The following is a 22,361-nucleotide window of genomic DNA, read 5'->3' on the forward strand; positions in this document are numbered from 1 at the left end:
GGTGACGCCCGGGTGAACGTTTTCCGCCGCCGGGGCGTCGGAGGGGCAGGAATCAAGGGCAAGGGGGCGCGATGCGTGGATTCGGGGCCGGCGGAGTGGCGGTGGCGGTGCTCGTCACGGCCATGACCGCGACGGGATGCGGCGAGGGCGAGACCGACGGCGGGCTCCTGGCGGAGGAGGCTTCCGTCAGCACGCCGTACAGCGGTCCGCTCCGGGTGCCGCACAAGGAGTACGACGAGGACAGCCCGCGGGCCACGAAGGCCGAGTCGGGCGCCGCCGGGATGGCCCTGGAGTGCGACGGGGAGATCGCCTCGGGCGGCTTCGGCGGCAACTGGAGCAAGCGCGACGGCGGCGCCACCCCCGAGGACGGACTCAGGACGTACTTCGAGGTCGAGCAACCGGACGTCCCCAGGTCGGGCTACCGCGTCGAGCGCAGGGACAAGGGCCGCGTCCTGTTCTCGTACGACGTCGACGGCCGTACGAAGGTGGCCGTCATCGTCGCCAAGGACCAGCCCCACAGGCCCGGTTGGGGTCCGGAGACGACCGCCTCGTGCGACATCGCGGAGTTCCCGCCGAGCTTCAGCGAGGAGCGCGGGCTGGAGATCTGGACCGACGGGCGCGGGCGTCGCCTGCCGCTGTCGACCATCAGCAGCTCCCAGGGCTCGGAGCACTGCGACTGGCAGTCGGCCCACTTCCTCGAACTGGGCAGCGGGGCCGACCGAGTCCTGTACGCCCGTGATCCGAAGGGAGTGCTCGACGGCATGCTCACCGCCGCGTACGACGGCGACGCCACCCTGCCCGACGACGCCCGGGACACCGGGTACCGCCGCGGCGAGAAGCGGCTGTGGCTGTCCGAGGACCGGACGAAGGCGTACGTCCGGACATCCGGCACGGTGGAGATGTGGCCCGCGGTGAAGCCTCGGATGGGCTGCGCCTGACGGCCGTCCCCCTCGGCGCACGGGCTTCGAGGAGTGCGCGCTGCCCCCGCGAGGCACGGGTCCCGGCCGTCGCGTACGGGAACGGTGGCCCCACGACGGCCTCACGGCGGACAGGGCCCCGTCCGCCCTCCCCAGCCGCAGGCCCATCAAACCCTCACAACCGGCAATACCGGTTCAGGAATGTACGGCGGTAGCGTCATTGCCGTCCCAGTCACTCCAGTATCGGGGGAAAAGGTACATGATCTCGAACAGGCTCACGAAGGTACTGTTAGGGACCCTGACAGCGGCCGCTCTCGGTGTCGGCACCCTCGCGGGTGCGACCGTGGCCGCGGCAGCACCCGCCCAGCAGGTGTCGAACCAGACCGTCGGCATCCAGGCGTACAACAACCTCGGCCTGAACACGTCCGAGGCCAAGAGTGCACAGTGCTACGTCCGCGACGCCGGATTCAGCCCCGGCGCCATCGACGGCGAACTCGGTACCAACAGCTGGAAGGCCTGGCAGCGTTTCCTCAACGACCGCGGCTTCAACGCCGGAACCGTTGACGGCGACGTCGGCCCCAACACGATCCGCGGCCTCCAGCGCTTCCTCACCTACATCGGCTACGACACCGGTGGCATCGACGGCGACGCAGGAACCAAGACCAGGGCTGCCTGGAAGGCGTTCAGCCACCTCGGTGGAGGCTGGTGCTGAACACCTGTCGCGCGCTTGAGGACGGACTGCCCCGCGCAGGCGTTCCTCGATCGTCCTGACACAGCGTCCGATGCGCCGTAGGCGCAGCGCCAAGCGGCGCGGGCCCGCCCCGGGAACTCCCGGCGGACCCGCGCCGCCGCCGTCTCCGCGAGGGCGGCGCCATGCCTACAGGACCGAGCGGCCGGGCGGGGGCACTACGGCGGTCAATGGTCCGTACGGGTGGACTCGGCCCAGGTGGCCGCCCACCGGTGGAAGGCTCTGCGTGGGGGTCGGCAGGCGGCCCCGGCACGACCACCCCGTCACGTGGAGGACCGCGATGTCCGAGACCGACTTCCGCCCCGGATCGCCCAACTGGCTCGACCTCGGCAGCCCCGACACGGACGCGGCCGCCGCGTTCTACAGCTCGGTCCTCGGCTGGCAGTTCGTCTCCGCGGGGCCCGAGGCCGGCGGGTACGGCTTCTTCCAGATCGACGGGAAGACCGTCGCCGCGCTCGGGCCGCTCACCGAGGAGGGGGCGAGCTCCGCATGGATGATCCACTTCATGACGGAGGACATCCGCGCCACCGCCGCGGCCGTCCCGGCCGGCGGCGGAACCGTCCGGATGGAGCCCATGGACGTCATGGGCGAAGGATGGCTGGCGCAGGCCACCGATCCGCAGGGCGCCGAGTTCGCCCTCTGGCAGCCCGGGCGGACCGCGGGACTGGACCTCATCACCATGCCCAACTCCCTGCTCTGGGCCGAACTCCACGTCGCCGACCCGCTCGCCGCCATCGCCTTCTACCACGGCCTCTTCGGCTGGCGCAGCCAGGACATGAAGACGCCCGGCATGACGTACCGGGTGCTCAGCACCAAGGACGGCGACCAGCCGATGGCGTCCTTCGGCGGCGTCGCACCCCTCGGCGACGGACCCGGCGGCGGGGTCGACAGGCCGCGCTGGGTGCCCTACTTCCACGCGGAGGACGTCGACGCCACGGTGGCGGCGGCCACGGAGAACGGCGGGTCCGTGCTGATGCCGGCGGCGGACGTGCCGGACGTCGGCAGGATCTCCTGGGTCGCCGATCCCTTCGGCGCGGTGTTCGCGCTCCTGAAGCCCGACCCGCGGATGTGATCCCGGCCGGCGGGGCCGGGCCGCGGCCACCTTCGGGCTCTGCCGGGGCCGCGGCCACCTTCGGGCTCTGCTGAGCCGGGGCCGCCGTCGGCCCGGGACCCTCCGGCCCGTACCGTCCCGCAGGCGCTCCCGGGGCGACGCGCGAGCCGGAGTGGGCCGCGGACTCCCCGGGCCCCGGGTCCTGGGAACGGGCCTGCCGGCCGACACACGCAACACCGCCACCGGGACCGACCACCGTGGCGGTCCCCGGACCCGTTGCCTACGCTCCTCCCATGCGCCGCAGCGATCTCAGTCAGGACGACGGCACCTGGGCGGGCCTGACCCTCGACGTACAGGACCGCCGCCCACCGGGTCTGCGCCTCTTCAGCGCCGGGCAGCGGCTGCTGCTCCGCCAGCAGTCCCGGCCCGTGCTGCTCGCACTCGTCGACCAGCACCTCCAGGGCGTCGACTTCTGGCGGACCGACGAGTACCGCTCCTTCGTCCCGCCGCTGCGCGCCGACGCCGGGCGCGCCCTGGCGGGCAGCCCGGAGCGGTGGGCCCACCGCTTCGCGGGGTACCTCGAGGAGTCACCGGAGAGCCCGTTGCACGAGGGCCGCTGGCTGCTCTCGCACGAGAGCCCGCTGAGGGGCCGGCTCCGGACGCACGCCGACATGTCGCACGGCGAGCACTGGAGAGCGATGCTCATCGAGGGGCACCCGGCGGGCCTCATCGACTGGTTCTTCCACAACATCTCGTGGGAGGTCCTTCCGCTGCGGCCGATGCCGGAGCCCGACGACAGCCGCGTCAAGGCGTACCGCAAGCAGGCCCGTGAGGGAACGCTCCCTCCCGTCCTGCTGTGGTGGGTCAGCGGCCTGCACTGCCATCTCGTCCTGGACGGCCACGCGAGACTCGCCGCCGCCGTCGCCGAGTCCGTGGAACTCCCGCTCCTGCAACTGCACCGAACGCTGTCGCACGAGGACCTGGCGGCCCGCACCGACGAGGCCGCGGACTTCTACGAGGGCGAACTCGCCCGCCACGCCCGGCTCCGAGCCGTCCACGGTCCCACCGTCCCCGACGGAACCACGACAGCCGGCCCGCAACTGGCCCGCCTCCTGGGCGATCTGAGCAGAGCCGAGCAACCCACCTGGGCCTGGCCCCTGCCCGGCGGGGAGGACCAGTGGCACCGCATCGCCCGCGAGGTGACCGCAGGCGGGGACTGGCCCGGCAACTGAACCGTCGGGCGCGGGAGCGGTGCTCGCGCGGCTGCGCGCATGTGCGGCCCGGCAGGGCGCTCAGTCGAGGCAGAACTCGTTGCCCTCGACGTCCTGCATCACGATGCACGACTCGTTCTCGCCGTCGGCGAGCAGGACGGTCTGGCACACCGCGCCGAGCGCGACCAGCCGCGCGCACTCGGCCTGAAGCGTGGCCAGACGCTCCTCGCCGACGAGCCCGGTGCCGGCCCGCACGTCGAGGTGCACCCGGTTCTTGACGACCTTGCCCTCGGGGACGCGCTGGAAGTACAGGCGCGGACCGACGCCCGAGGGATCACTGCAGGCGAACCACGCACCCCGCTCCTCGGGCGGCAGCGTGGCGTTGAAATCGTCCCAAGTGGCGTAGCCCTCCGGCGGCTTCGGCGCGACATACCCCAGGACCTCGCACCAGAAGCGGGCGACGCGCTCGGGGTCCGCGCAGTCGAAGGTGACCTGGACCTGCTTGATCGTTGACATCGGCGCACCATAGCAAAGGTGTTCGGCCGCCCATCTGCTTGTGGGCGGGGGACCGGCGGGCACACTGGTGCGTGCCCGTGCCGGGTGGCTGACTGACCTCTCCGGCACACGTGATGAGCGGCGCCGACGCGCGCGGAAGGGAGCACAGGGCCATGATCCTGCCGGCGGTCCGGGACCCCCGCTTCGTGACGATCCGCCGCGGCGGGACCCTCACCGACGCGGATCACCACCTCCTCGCGCTCTGGGCCGCCACGTGCGCGGAGCACGTTCTTCCGTTGTTCGAGTCGGCCCGGCCCTCGGACCCCCGACCGCGCCACGCGATCGAGCAGGCCCGCGGCTGGGTGCGGGGCGAGGTCAGGATGATGGAGGCCCGTGCGGCGGGCGGCCATGCCATGGGGGCGGCCAGGGACCTTCGCGGAGCGGCACGGCACGCCGCGTACGCCGCGGGCCAGGCCGGGGCCGTCGCCCACGTCGCCGCGCACGAACTGGGCGCCGCGGCCTACGCGATCAAGGCCGTACGTGCCGCGGCACCGGCAGGCGAGGGCGAGACGGCGGGACGGCTCGAGTGCCGGTGGCAGCGTGACCGGCTCCCGGAGGCGATCCGGGAACTCGTCCTCGACGACCAGCGGTTGCGGAACGACATCTGCTGGTCGGTGTTCGACTGCTGAGACGGATGACACGGCTGACGCCTGCCGTTCCAGTCGTGTCGTGGGCGACCATCCGGTGTGGAGACCGGTGTGGAGACCGGTGCGGAGGCGGGGTGCGTGCCCCGGTCGCGCGGGGCTGGAGTGAGTACGGCGACTCATGCGCTCCGCGGTGACGGCTGGCACGATCCTCGGCATGACGAGTGGCAGACGGACTCTGACGGCCCTGCATCTCCTGCTGGTCTGGGCGGTGACGGCGGTCGCGGTGCCGACGCTGGGCCTCGGCCTGGTGATGTCCGCCTGGGGCGGCGGGGGAGTGGGGGCCGCGCCGGTCCTGCTGCTGGGCGTGCCGCTCACGGTGGGGCTGCTGGCCACGGCGGGCATCCCGGCGCGGACCGTGGTGCCGCTGTGCGACTCCGTGGGGCGGCGGCTCGGCTGGGCCGTCCTGGTCCTCCTCCTCGGCACGCTCGGCGTCGTGGCGGGAGTGGCCGCCTACGGAGGGGACGTCGACCTGGGGAGCGCGGCCACCAGGATCGCGCTGACGGGCGCGCCGTACGCCGTGGCCGCGGCGTTCTTCGTGCCCAGCGGGTGGGTACGGGCGGGCGCGGTGGTGGTGCTGGCGGCGGCGGTGGTGTACGGGGGCGCCGTCGGGCCGGAGCACGCACGGCAGCGCCGGCACGCGGCGGAGGTCGCGGGGTTCCGGGAGCATCCCGAACTGCTGCGTCTGGGCGACCCGCCGTCCGGAATGCGGGTCGCCCACGCCTGGGTCGGCCCCGCCGACTTCGGCGTCGACTACCGGGGTGTCCGGGAGGACGAGTTCGCGTACGTCGGCCTCACGGTGCGCTCGCCGCTCACGCCGGCGGCCCGGTGCCCCGAGCCGGCGGAGGAGGACATGACCTGCACGGTGGGCGCGCGCGGCGAGTTGTGCATGGTTCGCGAACTCCGTGGAGGCGTCCGCGAGATCACGCTCGTCCGCCGCGACCGGAACGCGGAGGTGCAGGTGGAGAGCCAGACCCTCGGCGAAGCGGGTCTGCGCCGCGTCCTCGACACGCTGCACCCGCTGTCGGACGGGGAGTTGGCGGAGCTGATGCGCGAGGACCGGATCGACCACAGGCCGTGAGGCGTCCCTGCGTGCTCGGTGGGGGAGGTGGGACGCCCGGCATGCCCGGCGCCCGGCGCGTCGGTGCCGCGGGCTCGCCGACCTCGTCGGTGCGCGGGGCACGGCGATCGCACACCCGGACGCGGTGGCCTCCTCCGAAGACCGCGCGGACTGCTCGGACGCGGGGCGGCGGGTCCGGCGGAGCGGGGCACGAGCCGACCAGTACGCCTACGTCGACGAAGGTGGCGCCACCCCCGACACCGTACGCAACTGGCGCACGCGCGCACGGGTGTTCTCCCGGCGGCGGCCTGCGGTGGGAAGTGCGGCGCTATCGTCGGCGAAGGTCCACGATCAGGGGGTTGGGGATGCTGGAACAGGCTCTGGTGGTGCTCGCGGCGGCCGGCGGTACGGCGGTCGTGCAGGCCGCGGGCACGGACGCGTGGACCGGACTGCGCCAGGCCGTGGCGCGCTGGTTCGGCCGCGGTGACGACGGGCGCGAGCGCGCGGAGTCGGAGCGGCTGGAGCAGACCGCCGTCGCGTTGCTCACCGCGGACGACGCCGAGGTGGAGCGGGCACGGCTGCGCGGCGAGGCGTTCTGGCAGGCCCGCATCGAGGCCCTCCTGGTGAGCCTCGACGAAGCGGAACGCGCGCGGGCGGCCGAGGACTTCCGCGCCCTGCTCGCCCCGTACACCCCGCGGGACGGTGTCTCGGCCGGCGCGGGCGGGCTGGCCGCCGGGGGCGACATCACCATCCGGGCCGACAGGGGCTCGATCGCCGGCGGTGTCATCCACGGAGGTGCCCGCGTCGAAACCCCTACGGTGCCGGATCCGTCCCAGGGCTGACCGGACCGGCTTTCCCCAGCCCACCCCTCGCGGCGGGTGACGTCACCGCCCACGCCCGCGACCACAGCGTGGCCGTCGGCACCATCGCCGCCGGCGGAACCCTCTCCTACCACGCCGCGCCGCCGCGCGAAGTGACCTGGCCGCACCAGGTGGGCGTACTGCCCCGGCAGGCGGACTGCTTCCAGGACCGGGCAGCGGCCGAACAGCTCGAACAGGCCGTGGCCGGCAGTGGCACCGCGGTCCTCGGACAGGTCCTGGCCGGAATGGGCGGGGTCGGCAAGACGCAGCTCGCAGCCGACCACGCCCACCGCGCATGGCGCGCCGGCCGCGTGGACCTGCTCGTATGGGTCACCGCCACGACCCGCCCCGCCATCGTCAACGCCTTCGCCCAGGCCGCGGTCGAGATCCTCGGCGCCGACCGGGACGACCCCGAGCGGGCGGCCGCGCAGTTCCTGGCCTGGCTGGAACCCAAGCCCGCCCGCGTTCCCGGCCCCCGCGGCGCCCGGTCGGCGCCGCCGCCCGCCGAACCCCGGTGGCTCGTCGTGCTGGACGACGTCGCCGACCCCGCCGACCTGCGGGGCCTCTGGCCGCCCGCGGGCCCCGGCGGGCAGACCGTGGTCACCACACGCCGCCGCGACGCGGCCCTGACAGGACCGGGCCGCAGCCTCGTCACCGTCGGCCTCTTCACCCCCGATGAGGCCGTCGCCTACCTCGGCGCCGTACTGGCCGCGCACGGACGCAACGAGCCGGCCGATCAACTCGCGGCTCTCGCCGCGGACCTGGGCCATCTGCCCCTCGCCCTCTCCCAGGCCGCCGCCTACCTGGTCGACGCGAGCCTGAGCTGCACCGCCTACCGGGCCCGGCTGTCGGACAGGGCCCGCAACCTGACCGACCTGGTGCCCGAACCCGACGCCCTCCCCGACGACCAGTCGGTCACAGTCGCCGCCGCCTGGTCCCTGTCCATCGACCGCGCGGACCAGTTGCGCCCACGGGGACTGGCCCGGGAGACCCTCCGCCTGGCCTCGATGCTCGACCCCAACGGCATCCCCGCGCAGATCTTCACCAGCCCTCCCGGCCTGGCCCACCTCACGGGACACCGCACGCCGGCGGGCCCCGGGGCCTCCCGGAGCCGGCACCAGGTGACGGAGGAGGACGCGGCCGACGCGCTGCGGGTCCTGCACCGGCTCAGCCTCGTCGACTACACCGCGGACACCCCCGCCCAGTCGGTACGCGTCCACCAGCTCATCCAACGCGCCGTCCGCGAGCCGCTGCCCCGGACGTCGTACGAGGAACTGGCCGGCACCGCCGCCGACGCCCTCACCGCCTCCTGGCCCGCCATCGAACGCGACACGGCCCTGGCGCAGGCCCTGCGCGCCAACACCGAGAGCCTCACCCGCCACGCAGAGTCCTTCCTCTGGCGCACCTCCCCACCTCCGCCGACCGCGCACTCCGTCCTCTTCCGGGCCCTCACCAGCATCGGCGAGGCCGGCCACCCCGACGCCGCGGCGGTCCGGGCGCTGGAAATGGTGCGCGCGGCCACCCGCAGATTCGGTCCGGCGCACCCGGACACGCTCAACGCCCGGCATGAATGGGGCCGTTGGCGTGGCGAGTCGGGAGACCCCGTCGGCGCCGCCGAGGTCTACGAGCAACTGGTCCCGGACCGCCAGCGCGTGCTCGGCGCCGACCACCCGGACATCGTCGCCGCCCGCGCCGAACTGGCCCGGTGGCGCGCCGAGGTGGGAGACCCCGCCCAGGCCGTGACCGCGTACGCCGAACTCCTCGCCGCACGCGAGCGGGTGCTCGGCCGGGACCACCCGGACACGCTCACCGCCCGTCACGAATGGGCCCGTTGGCGCGGAGAGGCGGGAGACGCCGCCGGCGCCGCGGAGGCGTACGAGCAGCTGGTGGCCGACCGCGAGCGGGTGCAGGGCGCCGAGCACCCCCACACGCTCACCGCCCGGCATCAGTCCGGCCGGTGGCGGGGCGAAGCGGGGGACCCGGCCGGTGCGGCAGCGTCCTTCGAGTCGCTGGTGCCCGTACGCAACCGGGTGCTCGGGCCCGATCACCCGCAAAGCCTGGGCTCGTGCCATGAGTTGGGCCACTGGCGCGGTGAGGCGGGAGACGCGGCCGGTGCCGTGGAGGTCTTCGAGCGGTTGGTGCCGGATCGCGAGCGGGTACTGGGTGCCGACCACACCGAAACACTGGCGGCCCGGCACGCGCATGGCCGATGGCGTGGTGAGGCGGGTGATCCGGCCGGTGCCGTGGAGGTCTTCGAGCGGTTGGTGCCGGATCGTGAGCGGGTGATGGGCGCCGACCACCCGGACACGCTCACTGCCAGGCATGAGTTGGGCAGGTGGCGGGGCGCGATCGGCGAATCGAAGCGCGCGGTGGAGGTCTTCGAGCGGTTGGTGCCGGATCGTGAGCGGGTGATGGGCGCCGACCACCCGGACACACTCACCACACGGCATGAGCTGGGCAGGTGGCGGGGCGAGACCGGCAGTCCGGGCGGCGCCGTGGAGGTCTACCGGAATTTGGTGGCCGATCGGGAGCGCGTCCAAGGGGCTGATCACCCGCACACCCTCCTCGCCCGGGCAGAATGGGCCCGATGGCGCGGCCAGTCGGGGGATGCGGCCGGTGCGGCGGACGCCTACGGCCTGCTGGTGCCCGACGACGAGCGGGTGCTCGGCCCGGACCACGCGGAGACGCTCAACGCCCGGCACGGTCTGGGCAGGTGGCGTGGTGCGGCCGGGGACCCGTCCGAGGCCGCCGCGGTGTTCCAGCGTCTGGTGGAGGACCGGGAGCGTGTCCAGGGCGCCGATCACCGGGAGGCGTTCACCGCTCGGCACGAGTGGGGTCGTTGGCGTGGCGAAGCGGGTGATCCTGCCGGTGCGGCGCAGGTCTACGAGCGTCTGATGGCGGATCGCGGGCGTGTCCAGGGCGCCGATCACCCGGACACGCTCACCACACGGCACGAGTGGGGTCGTTGGCGTGGCGAAGCGGGTGACCCGTCCGGTGCGGTGGAGGTCTACGAGCAGCTGGTGGCGGACCGGGAGCGTGTCGAGGGCGCGGACCATCCGTACACCCTCGTGGCCCGCGGCGAACTGGCGCGATGGCGTGGTGAGTCGGGCGACCCGACCGGTGCGGCGGACGCCTATGAGCAACTGGGCGCGGATCGCGAACGGGTGCTCGGCATCGACCACCCGGACACCTTGTCCAGCCGGCACTGGTTGGGACGTTGGCGTGGTGAGGCGGGTGACTCGGCCGCTGCGATGGAGGTCTACGAGCGGCTGGTGGCCGACCGCGAGCGGGTGCTCGGCCCCGACCACCCGGACACGCTCACCGCCCGGCACGCGTCGGGCCGTTGGAGAGGGGAGAACGGGGACCCCGGCGGTGCGGTGGAGGTCTACGAGCGGCTGGTGGCCGACCGTGAGCGGGTGATGGGCGCCGATCACCCGGACACGCTCACCGCCCGGCACGAGTGGGGTCGTTGGCGTGGTGAGGCGGGTGATCCGTCCGGTGCGGTGGAGGTCTACGGGCGTCTGGTGGCGGACCGCGAGCGGGTCCAGGGCGCGGACCACCCGTACACCCTGCTGGCCCGCGCCGAACTGGCCCGCTGGCAGGCCGAGACGGGAGAGCCCGGCCTCGCTGCGACGGCGTACGCGGACCTGCTGGCCGCGCGCGAACGGGTGCTCGGCATCGACCACACGGACACCATGGCCGCCCGACACGGGCTGGGTCGTTGGCAGGGCGAGGCGGGAGACCGCGATGCCGCCGAGGAGACGTTCGAGCGGCTGGTGGCCGACCGGGAGCGGGTGCAGGGGGAGGACCATCCCGAGACGCTCACCGCCCGGCACGAGTTGGGCCGCTGGCGTGGTGAGGCAGGCGACCCGTCCGCTGCGGTGGAGGTCTACGAGCGGTTGGTGGCGGACCGGGAGCGTGTCCAGGGCTCGGACCACCCTTACACCCTGGTGGCCCGCGCCGAACTGGCCCGGTGGTACGGCGAGTCGGGGGACGCGGCGGCTGCCGCGGAGGCATCCGAACGGTTGGTCGCCGACCGTGAGCGGCTGCTCGGCGTCGACCACTCCGACACGTTGGGCACCCGGTACTGGCTGGCCCGGTGGCGGGGGAAGTCCGGCGATCCGGCGGGTGCGGCGGAAGCGTTCGACCGGTTGGTGGCCGACCGCGAGCGGGTGCTCGGCCCCGACCACCTCAACACCCTGACCGCCCGGCACGAACTCGGCTATTGGCGTGGTGAGGCGGGTGACGCGGTCGGCGCGGCGGAGGCGTACGAGCGGCTGGTGGTCGACGGGGAGCGTGTCCAGGGCGCGGACCATCCCCACACTCTGCTCGCCCGGTACCAGTTGGGCTGCTGGCGTGGGCGGGCGGGTGATCCGTCCGGTGCGGCGGAGGTCTACGAGCGGCTGGTGGAGGACCGGGGCCGGGTGCTCGGCCCGGACCACCCGGACACGTTCGCCGCCCGGTACCAGTTGGGCCATTGGCGGGCGAAGGCAGGCGACGCGGGCGGCGCGGCGACGGTCTTCGAGCGGCTGGTGCGGGACCGCGAGCGGGTGCTCGGCCCCGATCACCCCGACACCCTGGCGACACGCCACGAGTGGGCCTTCTGGCGTGGTGAGGCGGGCGACGCGGCCGGCGCGGCGGAGTCGTTCGCCGATCTGCTGGCGGACCGGGAGCGGCTGTTCGGCCCCGACGACCCCGGGACCCTCACCTGCCGTCGAACCCATGCGTACTGGGTGAGCAGGGCGGAGTCGGCCGCGAACGGGTCGACCGGCTGACCGACCCGGCCGGTGCGCGGCCCGGCCCGGCAGCTCGGGGCTGCGTGCCCCTCCACCGGGTCGGGCGGGTGCTCGGATGCCACCCAGGCGGTTCGGGGCCGTGCGCGGTGTGGACCGGCCGGGCCGTTGCCGGACGGGAGCGGGCCGGCTGACGGGAGGCTCGGCCGTCGAGCGCCTTCGCGGAGGCGGCCCGCCGGGACGGGACCGCCGCGACGGGTCCACCCTGACGGGCGCCCGGCAGTACGGGACCGCCGTGACGGGCCCGCCCGGCGCGTGTGCGCGTGGGGTCGGTCGGACCGCTTCGACCGGATGGTGGAGGTCGCGCCCCCGGAGATGATCACCGGTCGTCTACGATCCGATCATGGGTGACATCGGAGCATTTCGGACGGTATTCGCCAAAGTGAGGCGTCGGGACCCCGGCCTGCTGTCCCCCGTCGCGCTGACAGCGGTGATCGGCCTGCTGGCAGTGTTCACGCCGCAGGACGTGCCCTTCACCCAACTGCTGCCTGCGGCACCCGCTCTGGCGGCCTCGGTGTGGTCGGTCGGAGCGACGCTCGTCCTGGGCGCGATCTGCGTCCTGCCGGTCGTCGGCTACGCCCTGGCCTTCTCCGACGCGTCCGCCCCGTACACGGCCGGCGCCATCGCCGCCGTCACCCTGGCCGCCGCGCACGCCAGCCACCTCCGCCAGCAACGGGAGCACACCCTCGCCCAGGTCCGTGCCGTGGCGGACGCGGCCCAGGAGGTCCTCCTGAGGCCCGTCCCCGACCGGATCAGAGACCTGGACATCGCGACCCTCTACCTGGCCGCCGCACCCCAGGCACGCATCGGCGGCGACTTCCTCGCCGCGGCCGATACCCCGCACGGTCTGCGCATCATCCTCGGAGACGTCCGTGGCAAGGGCCTCGGCGCCGTCGGGGTCTCCGCCGCGCTGCTCGGCTCGTTCTACGAGGCCGCGTACGAGTCACCCGACCTCGGCCAGATCGCGCGACGCCTGGACACCGCGCTCACCCGCTACAACGCCGCCGTGACCAACGAGGAGTTCTGCGAGCGCTTCGCCACGGCCGTCATCCTGGAACTGCCGCCCACCGGTTCCCTCGTCTCCATCCTCAGCTGCGGGCATCCGCCGCCGCTCCTCGTCCGTGACGGGACCACCCGGGTCATCGAGCCGGCCGCTCCCTCGCCGCCCGTCAACCTCGCCGCGCTCATCGACTGCGACTACCACGTCGAGCGGATCCACTTCGTCCCCGGTGACCTGATCCTGCTCTACACCGACGGGGTGACCGAGACCCGAGACCCGGACGGCGTCTTCTTCCCCCTGGCCGACTGGGCCGGGCAGACCGCCACGACGTCACCCACCGTGCTGCTGCGGACCCTCCAGAAGGCCCTGGTGCGCCACAGCGACCGCAACCTCGACGACGACATCGCCTGCGTGGCCATCCGCAACGCCCCGCAGTCGCAGAGCCAGTCCGTGGAACTGGCCACCTGACGGACGTCCGAGCCCTCCCGCGAGGCCGAAACCGGTGGCCGGGGGCCAGTTCGTCAGTTGTCCGAGGCCTCGCCCGCCGGTCACCGAGTCCGAGCTCCGAGCCCGAAGGAACGGGTGTGCGCCGGGCCCGAAGGAAGCCGAGCCCGAAGGAGCGGGTGTGCGCCGGGACTTCCTACGCCGTGCCGCGGACGACCGCCACGGGGCAGTGCGCGTGGTGCAGCAGGGCCTGGCTCACAGAGCCCAGCAGCATCCCGGTGAACCCGCCGCGCCCTCTCGCCCCGACGACCATGAGCTGGGCGGACCTGCTCGCCCGGATCAGCGTCTCGCGGGTCTCGCCGCTCAGCACCTCGTGCCGGACGGTGACGTCCGGATACCTCTCCCCGTGCCCCGCGAGTGCCCGTGCCAGCAGGCGTTCGGCGCCCTCGGCCCCCGTACCTGGTGCCACGTGGTCGGGCAGCCACGCGTGCACGGCCAGGATCTCGGCGTCGCGCAGGGCCGCCTCCGCGAACGCGAATGCGACCGCTTCCTCTCCCGCGGGGGAGCCGTCGACTGCGAGCACGATCGGTCCGGTGCCGGCCGGTTCCTCGCGGGCCACCAGAACCGGGCAGTGGCTGTGCGCGGTCAGGGACGCCGCCGTCGATCCCAGCAGCATGCCGATGAAGGCCCCCGTGCCCCGGGGGCCGACGACCAGCAGGTCCGCCACCTCCGACTCGGCCGTCAGCACCGCCATCGCGGTACCCGCCACCACGGACTCGGTGACCGCCACCTCGGGCGCCACGCTCCGGGCATGCTGCGCGGCCTCGTCCACCAGACGATGGAGGGGCGCGGGGTCCGGCGGCGAATAGGCGGGCCTGGCCGGCAGGCCGACGGCGTGCACGACGTGCAGTTCCGCGCGCCGCCGCCGGGCCTCCTCGGCCGCCTCACCCACCGCGGCGAGACTCGACGACGAGCCATCCACTCCTACGACGACACGGTTGCCCACTGTTCCTCCAGCCCTCACAGGCACTCCACGTTCCAAGCTTCGGCGCGGGACGGTGATGGCGCCATCCGTGCAGGCGGCAGGCGGCAGGCGGCAGGCGGCAGGCGGCACGCGCCAAGAGGCAGGCGGCCGGGGACCGGGGTCCGGCAGGGTCGGGGTCCGAGGGGACGCGGCGCCCTGCCCTCCCGGCACCCGCCCCCGTCCGCCCGAGGTGCGGACGGGGCCCCGGGGGACGAGATTGGAATGAGTTGTGCGCGCCGTTGTCGCGATGCCCCCGCTCAGCGGGCGCGCTCGGCGCACCGAAGTGATGAGGCACCGACGGCCCGGCCGCGCGTCCGACCCGGAGCCGGGCCGTTTCCGGATGGGAGACACCCGTTGAAGGACTTCAAGTTCGAGCAGAAGCGTTCGCTGTCCCGCTTCGAGGCGGCCGACCAGCTGAGTGCCCTCGCGGCGGCGTTGCGCAAGGGAGGGGAGGTCGAACTGGAACTCGGCGCCGGCACACTGAGCCTTCGCATCCCCGACGACCTCCGCAGTGAGGTGGAGATCGAGATCGGCGACGGGGAGGTCGAGCTGGAGATCGAGTTCACCTGGCCGACCGCGTCGCCGAGGCCGGCACCCTCGCGGACGGCGGAAGCGGCGGACAAGCCGGTTCCGGCGAAGACCGCGGCCGCCAGGCCGGCACGCGGAACCACCACCGCCGGCAGCAGCAGGGGCAAGAGCGCGAAACGGTCCGCCACGAAGGCGTCCTGAGCCGTGGAGGACGCGGCAGGCGCGTCGTAAGGGATTCGTCATCTCCCGAGGGCCACGCGCGGACCCTCCGGCTCGTTGAATGGGGTGGTGGCAGAAAGCCGGGACTCTCGGAGGGCGGGGCGGGGATGGGACGTGTACGTGGGGTGCTCGGCAGGCCGTGGGCCGTCGGGCTGCTGGTGCCGGCCGTTGCCGGGATCGGCGCCGGGCTGTTCTGGTTCGAGCCGTGGAAGCTCTGGCAGGACGAGACGGTGAACGAGGCACCGCCCCTGGTGGTCGAGGCCTCCCGGTCCGCCGGGGCGTCGCCTTCCGCGACGGCCTCCGTGCCGGACGGACCGCTGACGCTCGCGAGTGGCGAACTGGTGAGCCACGAGCACGAGACGTCGGGCACCGTGAAACTCGTACGGCTGTCCGACGGCTCCCATGTCGTGCGGCTGGAGGAGCTCGACACCAGCAACGGGCCGGACCTGCGCGTGTGGCTGACCGACGCGCCGGTCAAGGAGGGCCCGGCCGGCTGGCGCGTCTTCGACGACGGTGAGTACGTCAGCCTCGGCAGACTGAAGGGCAACAAGGGCAGCCAGAACTACGCCGTGCCCGGGGACGTCGACTTGTCCGGATTCAGCAGCGTCAGCATCTGGTGCGACCGCTTCGACGTCTCGTTCGGCGCCGCCGAACTCGCCCGCGCCTGAGGCCCGACGTGCGGATCCGGCGTACGGGACCGGGAAGCGTTGACGTACTTCGCCGCACACTGACGCCAGTTGACGCCAGGTCAAGTCGCGGTCGCTGGCGTGGACTTCCCCGCTACACGACAAACGGTGCGAAGCCGATGTGGTCCAGAGCGTCCTCGTGGGGTTCGGCGACCCGGGGCAGTCCCTCCGTCGTGAAGTGGCCGCGCAGCCAGTCCAGGAGCACGTCCGTGAGGGTGCCCGGCAGCGGCGGGCCCTGCTGGGCGTGACGCGGCACGACGATCAGCGGCCAGTCGTCCGGTGTGGCGCCCTCGGTGAGCCAGCACAACTGGTCGCCGTCGATCGAGTCGGCGAACGGCAGGAAGCCGCCCGGCTCGGGCCAGACGGCCAGCGGGTTGAACTGCGGGAACCGGGTGCGCCTGTCGCGGTAGGCGTCCCCGAACCACTCGACCACGGGTGCGAGGTCGTACTTGTCCGGGCCGAGCGGGGTGTTGAAGCTGAGCCAGTCTGCCCAGCACCCGGCCCCGTAGGCCTTCATGAAGTCCACGTACTCGGTGGGCAGGCGGGTGCCCAGCCGCTCGTACAGCCAGTCCCAGGTGTGTTCCCCGAGATCGGGTGCGGCGGGAGGGGGCACGAGGGCGATCAGGGTCTCCAGGCCGCTGCCTTCGGCGAATGCCGCCCGCTGCTCCGGCGTGGGTTCAGGGCGTCGGGCGGGCGGGGTCCACGCCCCGGGTTCGAGGTCGGTGAGGAAGGCCGTACGGACCGCGGAGGGCCGGAGTCCCTCGGCCACCAGGCGGACCAGGGTGGGCAGCAGGGGCGTGCCGAAGCGCCGCCAGGGGTCGCGGCCCGCGTTCTCGTCGTCCTGGCAGCGCAGCACGACCGGCCACCGGTCGGGGTCGACGGACGCGGTGGTGTCCCAGTACAGGGTGTCCGCGGTGCGCGTCGCGCCGAAGGGGATGACGCCCGGTGCGTCGCGTCGGCCCTCCAGGACCCAGGTCCCGTAGTCGAACCAGCCCTTGTTCCCGCAGGGGGTGTGCAGCCACAGGTGTTCGCCGATGTCCAGCGGGCCGTACGCGGAGGCCACGGCCTTGTAGTCGGCGGGCAGGCGCAGGCCCAGCCAGGACTCGACCGCCGCCCAGTCGACCGGGACGGCGGGACCGTCCGGGGGCGGGCCGAAGAGGTCGGCGAAGGCGGTGACGTGGGAATCCGAGGCGTTCATGCGTGCAGGGACCTCCGAGCCCGGCGAATGGTTGCCCCGTCGGGGGAGCGTACGGGTGCCCCTGCGGCGTGGCTGCCGGTGAGGACCGGGGGAGGGGGCGCGTCCCGGCGATCTCCGACGGCCAGCGGTTGCCGCTCCGGACGGCCGATGGTGGGATGGAAGGGTCTTGTGCCGGACCGCGGTGGCCGGCGACGGCAGGACGAAGCGTGATACGGACCGTCCCGGTCGCGACGCGGCGCCTGTGGTGGAGAGTCCGAGCACGACCTTCGGTGCCCTCGTCGACGAGTGACGCCGGAATTGGCCGTTGGCCGCGGTGGCATCCGTTCCAGATCACGGAGGCACCCCTGTGGATACCTATCGCGCCGCGCAGGTGGCTACGGCGAACGGACATTTCGAGGTCGTCGAACGCGATGTGCCGGCGCCGGGCCCCAACCATGTGCGGCTGGCCGTCGAAGCCTGCGGCATCTGCCACAGCGACGACTTCTTCGTGAGCGGCGGCCTGGCCGGAGTGCGGTTTCCCCTGGTTCCCGGGCACGAGGTCGCCGGGCGCGTGGAGGAGTTGGGCGAGGGGGCCGAGGGCTACGGCTGGAAGGTGGGGGACCGCGTCACAGTGGGCTGGTTCGGGGGCAGTTGCTGGCACTGCACGCCCTGCAGGAAGGGCGACTTCATCGTCTGCGAGAACCTCAAGGTTCCCGGCTGGGCCTACGACGGGGGTTTCGCCGAGTCCATGATCGCCCCGGTGGACGCGCTGGCCCGGATTCCAGAGTCCCTGTCGGCCGTGGACGCGGGGCCCATGGCCTGCGCGGGAGTGACCACCTTCAACGGGTTGCGGCGCAGCGTCGCGGAACCGGGCGACCGGGTGGCCGTGGTGGGCCTCGGCGGTCTCGGACACCTCGGCGTGCAGTTCGCCAGGGCGATGGGGTTCGAGACGGTGTCCATCGCCCGGGGGCAGGAGAAGGCCGAGCTGGCCGAGCGGTTCGGCGCGCACCACTACATCGACAGCACCGGATCGACACCGGTCGGGGAGGCGCTGCAGGCCCTGGGCGGAGCCAAGGTGGTGCTCGCGACGGCCGGCGACTCCGCCGCCATCACGGCCACGGTCGACGGGCTGACGCCCAGAGGCGAACTCGTGGTCATCGGCATCTCGCCCGAACCCTTGGACATCACCCCGCTCCAGCTCATCCTGGCGGGCCGGGTCGTGCGCGGCCACCCCTCGGGTACGGCGCAGGACGTGCAGGCCACGCTGGACTTCAGCGCCCTGCACGGCATCCGTCCCACGGTCGAGGCGCTGCCGCTGAGCGAGGCCGAGGCGGCGTACCGGAAGATGCTTTCCGGCGAGGCGCGCTTCCGGATGGTCCTCACCAACGGCTGACCGGGCGGGATCCGGACCGGAGTTGCCGCGGCGGCCCCCCGCGGACGCGGAGCTGTGCGGCCGCACGGCACGGGGTCACCGGGGTCACCGGTCGACGAGCCGCGTCCGACGAGTGCCTGTGCCGCGTGTGCGTCAACCACTGAGCAGGAGCCGCACGGGCCCGTGCGGGGGGCCGCTTCGGCGGGACCGCGCGGACACGCTAGGCCTGCGCGGTGCCGCTTTTTGACGTGTCGTCAGCAGTATCGTCCGTGCAGGCCCGTCGAGGCCCGGGCGCCGGCCCACCAGGGCGGGCGCGAACGCGGTGCGGGACCGGAACGGGGCGATGCGGCAGATGGTGGACGACGGGCAGCCGGCGCTGCCGCCCGAGCAGGACGCGGGCGCGCTGGCGGACCGGCTCAAGGAGCGCATCTACGCGACCATCACCATGATCGCCGTGGTGGTGGGACTGTCCCTGGGCCACGCCGGTCCGACCGGCGCCTTGGCCACCGTCCTCACGACCGCCCTGGGCCTGTGGCTCGCCGCGTTCGTCGCCGACCAGCAGGCGCACCGCACGGTCCACCGCCATCTGGCCACCGGACGCGAACTGCGCCGGATGCTGTACGTCAGCAGCCCCCTGCTCTCCTGCGCGGTGGGCCCCGCGGTGATGATCGCCCTCGCGGCCCTGGACGTGCTGTCCCTCTCCGCGGCCCTGCTCACGTCGGCGGGACTGGGCGTCGTCTCGCTCTTCATCTGGGGGTGCACGGGCGGGGTGCGCATGGGAGGCGGCCTCCTCCTCGCGACCCTGGCAGGCCTTCTCGACGCGGCCATCGGTGTCGCGGTCGTCCTGGTCAAGGTGTCCGCGGGCCACTGACTCGGGGCATGTGCCGGGCGGGGGGCCGCGTCGCCCCCTGCGGGACTCCGTCCCCCCCCCCGGCGGCATCGCTCCTCGTCCGGCGGTGCGGTCGCGCGGCCGCGCGCGAAACCTGGATGACAGCGCCTTGAGCGTTTGGCACAATCGCCCGGCGCTCTGCCCCGCCCGATTCCCGAGGAGTCACCACGACCACCACTGACCAGCTCGCTCCGGCCCGGTTGCCGTGGTCCGCCGCCGATCCCGACCGCGTTCCCTTCGTCTGGGACGAGGAGGAGGCGTCCCGCACCACCGCCGAGATCACCTCGATGGTCCCCGTCGCGGACGCCGGATGGCAGGAGAAGCACCGCTTCATCCACGAGGTCACGGTCCTGCTGGCGGCCCGTTACGGCCGGTGGACCTGCGGATGGCACTGGGCGGTCGGCGAGGGCGGCGGGGGCGGTGTCGTCGGCAGCTGGTGCTGCGCCTCCCATTCCGTACGTGAACCCGCGGCGACAGCGGCCGGCGTGATCGCGTCACTGCTGGAGTGGCGCGACTGGCTGGAGGAACTCGCCGAACGGTTCCAGCAGTTGGCGCCGCCCGCCGAGGCGGACGCCGAGCTGCGCAGCTGGCACCTGGAACGGGCCGCCACCCGCCTGGTCACCGTCGTCGTGGACCGTACGGGTGCCGAATGCGGCTGGTACGGGCTCTGCCACACCGTGCTGACCTGGTTCCTGTCCTCCACCGGCATGGGTCCGGAGGACGCGAGGGCTGCCGTCGAGGCCGCGATCGGTGGACGGTTCGAGAGCTGGACGACACCACCGCGGCCCCTGGTCGACACCGTCGGCGAGGACCTCGCCGTGGGCCTGACCGGAGAACGGCCCTACCGTGAGCGCTGATGCCCTGGCCGCCTGGTGCCGTACCCGGAGCCGGGTCGACTGGTCCGCCGCGGGCGATGCGACGCCGGGTCCGGTCGACGCGATCGAGGACGGCCTCGCCGCGTGGTGCGGGACGCAGAGCCGGCCCGCGAGCCGGGATCGGGGCCGCAGGCTGCTCGTGGCGCTGACCCGGACGCGCGCGGACGCCTCGCAGGGCCGCCCCCTCACGTACCCGCTGCTGGCCGAATGGCAGCGGCTCGTCCTCGGCGTCCCGCAGGTTGGCTTCCGGCAGGGCGACGCCTTCGCCAAGGGCGGCCGTGAACGCTACGCGCTCACCCCGCACACCCGGCAGGACTTCGAGGAGTGTCTGCGCGATGCCGCCGACGCGCGGGTCCCCCTGGCCGCCCGCGCGGCCAGGGCCTTTCTGGACGTGGCCTTCTTCCACCCGTTCCCGGACGGCAACGCCCGCCTGGCCATGCTCACCCTGGGCCATGTCCTGGAGCTGGAACGGGTCCGGCTGGATCGGGCCGGCCCGCTGCAGACCACGCGCTACGCGGACGACGCCGCCGGCGCGGCGGACCTCGCCGTCCTGGTCTCGGTCCTCATCCGCGCGACCCGTGGCCGGGCCACCGGAGCCCGTCACTGAGAGCACGGCGCTTCCGGGTTCCGGGGTACCGGTCCTCGGCGGCCGTCCGTCGCCGACCGACGCACGGCCGCCGTCGGTGACTGCCGGGGGCGGGTGCCGTACGCCGGCCGCGCGCCCCAGGGCCAGGTCAGTGGCCGTCGTACTCCGGCGGGACGCGGAGGATCATCATCGCGGTGTCGTCGACGGCATGGCCGCCGGCATGGGCGGACGCCTCCCGCCAGAGCAGGTCGAGAGTGGTGGCGGCGTCGGCGCCGTGCGTGGCGGCCAGCGTCCGGGCGAGGCGGTCGTCCCCGAAGAGCGGGCCGCGGTGCCGGTCGCGGGCCTCGGTGAGGCCGTCGCTGTAGAGGAGCAGCGAGTCCCCGGGGTGCAGGCGGAAGGCGGTCTCGTCGAAGTCGTCGCGGGAGGCCGGGATCTCGGGGCTCAACAGGATGCCGGTCGCGTTCAGTTCCTCGACGGTGCCGTCCGCACGCCGGATCAGGGCCGGCGGGTGGCCCGCGCTGGCGTAGAGGCCGGTGATCCCCTCGGAGGTGGGCTCGAAGACGGCCATGGCGGCGGTCAGGAAGCGCTCGCTGACGCGCTGGTCGACCAGCGCCTCGTGCAGCCGGTGCAGGACGGTGGCCGGGTTGTGGTGCTGGTTGGCCTCGGCGCGCACCGTGTAGCGGGCGAGGGTGGTGACCTTCACCGCGTCGAGGCCCTTGCCGCACACGTCGCCCATCACCGCGGACCACTTGCTGTCGCGGGTCCGGAACAGGTCGTAGAAGTCGCCGACCACCTCGGCCCCCATGGCGCCGGTGGCGTCGGCCGGTCGGTGGACCGCGGCCACGTCGAGTCCGGGCACCCGTGGGAGGCAGGGCGGCAGCAGGCTCTCCTGCAGTGTTCGGGCCAGTGCGGCCGAGGCGTCGCCCGAGGCCCGGGCCTCGCGCAGCGCCTGGCGCAGCGCGATCTCTGAGGAGACCGAGCGCGCGAGGATGCGCAGGGCCTCGCACTGCTGCGGGGTGAAGGGCCGGGCGTTCTTGTCGATGACACAGAACCCGCCGAGTACGTGCCCGTCCGGCGAGACCACGGGGTAGCCCGCCCAGGCGCCCATTCCGAGAGCGCTGATGGCGGGGAGGTCCATGATGCGCGGGTCGGTCCTCGCGTCCGGCGCCAGAAGCTCCTTGCCGGTCCCGATCAGGAGGTGGCACGGGCTGTCGTGGATGCCGTTCTCGCGCTCGGCCGCCGGAACCGCGCCCACCGCGCTCTTCCAGAACGACCTCCGCTCGTCGGCGACGGTGAAGAACGCCATGTCCGCGCCCGTGAGGGCGAGGGCGAGCCGCCCGATGTCGTCGAACGCCCCCTCGGGACCGGTGTCCAGCAGTCCGGAGGCCGCCACCGCCGCCAGTCGCGCCGGATCGGACACCTGCGCCGGCAGTTCTCGGGCCGGGGTCGCATTCACGGTCATGTGCTTTCCTGTCCTGCTCGCGAATCCTCGGCCATCGCCGCGGAACCGTTCGGGCCGCGGGGCGCCGCGTCCTTCGGCGTCCGTCCGCGACGCCTGGACCTGCGGCTGTCCCGCTGCCCGATTTCGTACTGTCGCCTCCGCGAGGGCTGTCGCGCCTGCGCGGAGTGCCGCCCCTGCGCGGAGTGACGCCTCCGCGCGGAGCGCCGCCCCTGGGTGGAGGCTTGCCGCGGGGGCCCGCCGCGATGGAGGGCCCTGTTCCG

The 22,361-nt window shown here is 73.7% G+C and carries 19 protein-coding genes; 15 read left to right on the forward strand and 4 right to left on the reverse strand.

All coding sequences use genetic code 11. The features are described 5' to 3' along the window. The first annotated feature begins 71 nt into the window (after nt 1-71). The 4 genes from IE265_RS32800 to IE265_RS32815 all read left to right on the forward strand — a co-directional run bounded on the left by IE265_RS32800 (nt 72) and on the right by IE265_RS32815 (nt 3,948). On the forward strand, nt 72-938 hold the full coding sequence (locus IE265_RS32800; RefSeq protein WP_190039402.1) for a hypothetical protein: 867 nt from the start codon (nt 72-74) through the stop codon (nt 936-938). A gap of 238 nt (nt 939-1,176) precedes the next feature. Beyond that, on the forward strand, nt 1,177-1,629 hold the full coding sequence (locus IE265_RS32805) for a peptidoglycan-binding domain-containing protein (RefSeq protein WP_229916789.1): 453 nt from the start codon (nt 1,177-1,179) through the stop codon (nt 1,627-1,629). Nucleotides 1,630-1,945: 316 nt separating this feature from the next. Beyond that, nucleotides 1,946-2,737 (forward strand): VOC family protein, encoded by a 792-nt coding sequence (locus tag IE265_RS32810; RefSeq protein WP_190039403.1) that lies wholly within the window; start codon nt 1,946-1,948, stop codon nt 2,735-2,737. Between the two features lie 272 nt (nt 2,738-3,009). Beyond that, on the forward strand, nt 3,010-3,948 hold the full coding sequence (locus IE265_RS32815) for a hypothetical protein (RefSeq protein ID WP_190039404.1): 939 nt from the start codon (nt 3,010-3,012) through the stop codon (nt 3,946-3,948). Nucleotides 3,949-4,008: 60 nt separating this feature from the next. Here the strand turns inward: IE265_RS32815 and IE265_RS32820 are convergent, their stop codons facing one another. Next, nucleotides 4,009-4,443, reverse strand: a complete 435-nt coding sequence (locus IE265_RS32820) for a VOC family protein (protein ID WP_190039405.1) — start codon at nt 4,441-4,443, stop codon at nt 4,009-4,011. A gap of 152 nt (nt 4,444-4,595) precedes the next feature. On the opposite strand from IE265_RS32820, the gene IE265_RS32825 reads away from it, so the two are divergent. From IE265_RS32825 to IE265_RS32870, 5 genes are all read left to right on the forward strand, one after another. After that, on the forward strand, nt 4,596-5,111 hold the full coding sequence (locus tag IE265_RS32825; protein WP_190039406.1) for a putative immunity protein: 516 nt from the start codon (nt 4,596-4,598) through the stop codon (nt 5,109-5,111). A 172-nt stretch (nt 5,112-5,283) separates the two neighbouring features. After that, complete coding sequence (locus IE265_RS32830) at nt 5,284-6,207, forward strand: hypothetical protein (RefSeq protein WP_190039407.1); 924 nt, start codon at nt 5,284-5,286, stop codon at nt 6,205-6,207. Between the two features lie 344 nt (nt 6,208-6,551). After that, the gene (locus tag IE265_RS32835; RefSeq protein ID WP_190039408.1) at nt 6,552-7,028 is read left to right on the forward strand and encodes a hypothetical protein; all 477 of its coding nucleotides are present in this window, start codon (nt 6,552-6,554) and stop codon (nt 7,026-7,028) included. Between the two features lie 68 nt (nt 7,029-7,096). Beyond that, entirely contained in the window at nt 7,097-11,821 is a 4,725-nt protein-coding gene (locus IE265_RS38755; RefSeq protein ID WP_229916791.1) for a tetratricopeptide repeat protein, read from the forward strand. A gap of 361 nt (nt 11,822-12,182) precedes the next feature. Next, nucleotides 12,183-13,307 (forward strand): PP2C family protein-serine/threonine phosphatase, encoded by a 1,125-nt coding sequence (locus IE265_RS32870; RefSeq protein WP_190039409.1) that lies wholly within the window; start codon nt 12,183-12,185, stop codon nt 13,305-13,307. Between the two features lie 172 nt (nt 13,308-13,479). On the opposite strand, the gene IE265_RS32875 is transcribed toward IE265_RS32870, so the two are convergent. After that, entirely contained in the window at nt 13,480-14,289 is an 810-nt protein-coding gene (locus tag IE265_RS32875; RefSeq protein WP_190039410.1) for a universal stress protein, read from the reverse strand. A 372-nt stretch (nt 14,290-14,661) separates the two neighbouring features. Between IE265_RS32875 and IE265_RS32880 the strand changes: the two genes are divergently transcribed. Then, nucleotides 14,662-15,036, forward strand: a complete 375-nt coding sequence (locus IE265_RS32880; protein ID WP_190039411.1) for an amphi-Trp domain-containing protein — start codon at nt 14,662-14,664, stop codon at nt 15,034-15,036. Nucleotides 15,037-15,161: 125 nt separating this feature from the next. Continuing rightward, nucleotides 15,162-15,722 carry a DM13 domain-containing protein gene (locus IE265_RS32885; protein WP_190039412.1) on the forward strand — a complete coding sequence of 187 codons (561 nt, stop codon included), beginning with the start codon at nt 15,162-15,164 and terminating at the stop codon, nt 15,720-15,722. Between the two features lie 112 nt (nt 15,723-15,834). Here the strand turns inward: IE265_RS32885 and IE265_RS32890 are convergent, their stop codons facing one another. Continuing rightward, nucleotides 15,835-16,938 carry an SMI1/KNR4 family protein gene (locus tag IE265_RS32890; RefSeq protein WP_190039413.1) on the reverse strand — a complete coding sequence of 368 codons (1,104 nt, stop codon included), beginning with the start codon at nt 16,936-16,938 and terminating at the stop codon, nt 15,835-15,837. Between the two features lie 346 nt (nt 16,939-17,284). Here IE265_RS32890 and IE265_RS32895 point away from each other — a divergent pair, with 346 nt between their 5' ends. The 4 genes from IE265_RS32895 (at nt 17,285) to IE265_RS32910 (ending at nt 20,660) form a co-directional block, all read left to right on the forward strand. Further along, nucleotides 17,285-18,310 (forward strand): alcohol dehydrogenase catalytic domain-containing protein, encoded by a 1,026-nt coding sequence (locus IE265_RS32895; RefSeq protein ID WP_190039414.1) that lies wholly within the window; start codon nt 17,285-17,287, stop codon nt 18,308-18,310. A gap of 322 nt (nt 18,311-18,632) precedes the next feature. Beyond that, nucleotides 18,633-19,160, forward strand: a complete 528-nt coding sequence (locus IE265_RS32900; RefSeq protein WP_308434837.1) for a hypothetical protein — start codon at nt 18,633-18,635, stop codon at nt 19,158-19,160. A 218-nt stretch (nt 19,161-19,378) separates the two neighbouring features. Then, nucleotides 19,379-20,035 carry a hypothetical protein gene (locus tag IE265_RS32905; protein WP_190039415.1) on the forward strand — a complete coding sequence of 219 codons (657 nt, stop codon included), beginning with the start codon at nt 19,379-19,381 and terminating at the stop codon, nt 20,033-20,035. Next, nucleotides 20,025-20,660 (forward strand): Fic family protein, encoded by a 636-nt coding sequence (locus tag IE265_RS32910; RefSeq protein WP_229916793.1) that lies wholly within the window; start codon nt 20,025-20,027, stop codon nt 20,658-20,660. Before IE265_RS32905 ends, IE265_RS32910 begins: the two co-directional genes overlap by 11 nt. 127 nt (nt 20,661-20,787) lie before the next feature. On the opposite strand, the gene IE265_RS32915 is transcribed toward IE265_RS32910, so the two are convergent. After that, entirely contained in the window at nt 20,788-22,101 is a 1,314-nt protein-coding gene (locus tag IE265_RS32915; protein ID WP_190039416.1) for a PP2C family protein-serine/threonine phosphatase, read from the reverse strand. Nucleotides 22,102-22,361 lie beyond the last annotated feature (260 nt).

Source organism: Streptomyces fructofermentans, assembly GCF_014651055.1.
GTDB lineage: Bacteria > Actinomycetota > Actinomycetes > Streptomycetales > Streptomycetaceae > Streptomyces > Streptomyces fructofermentans.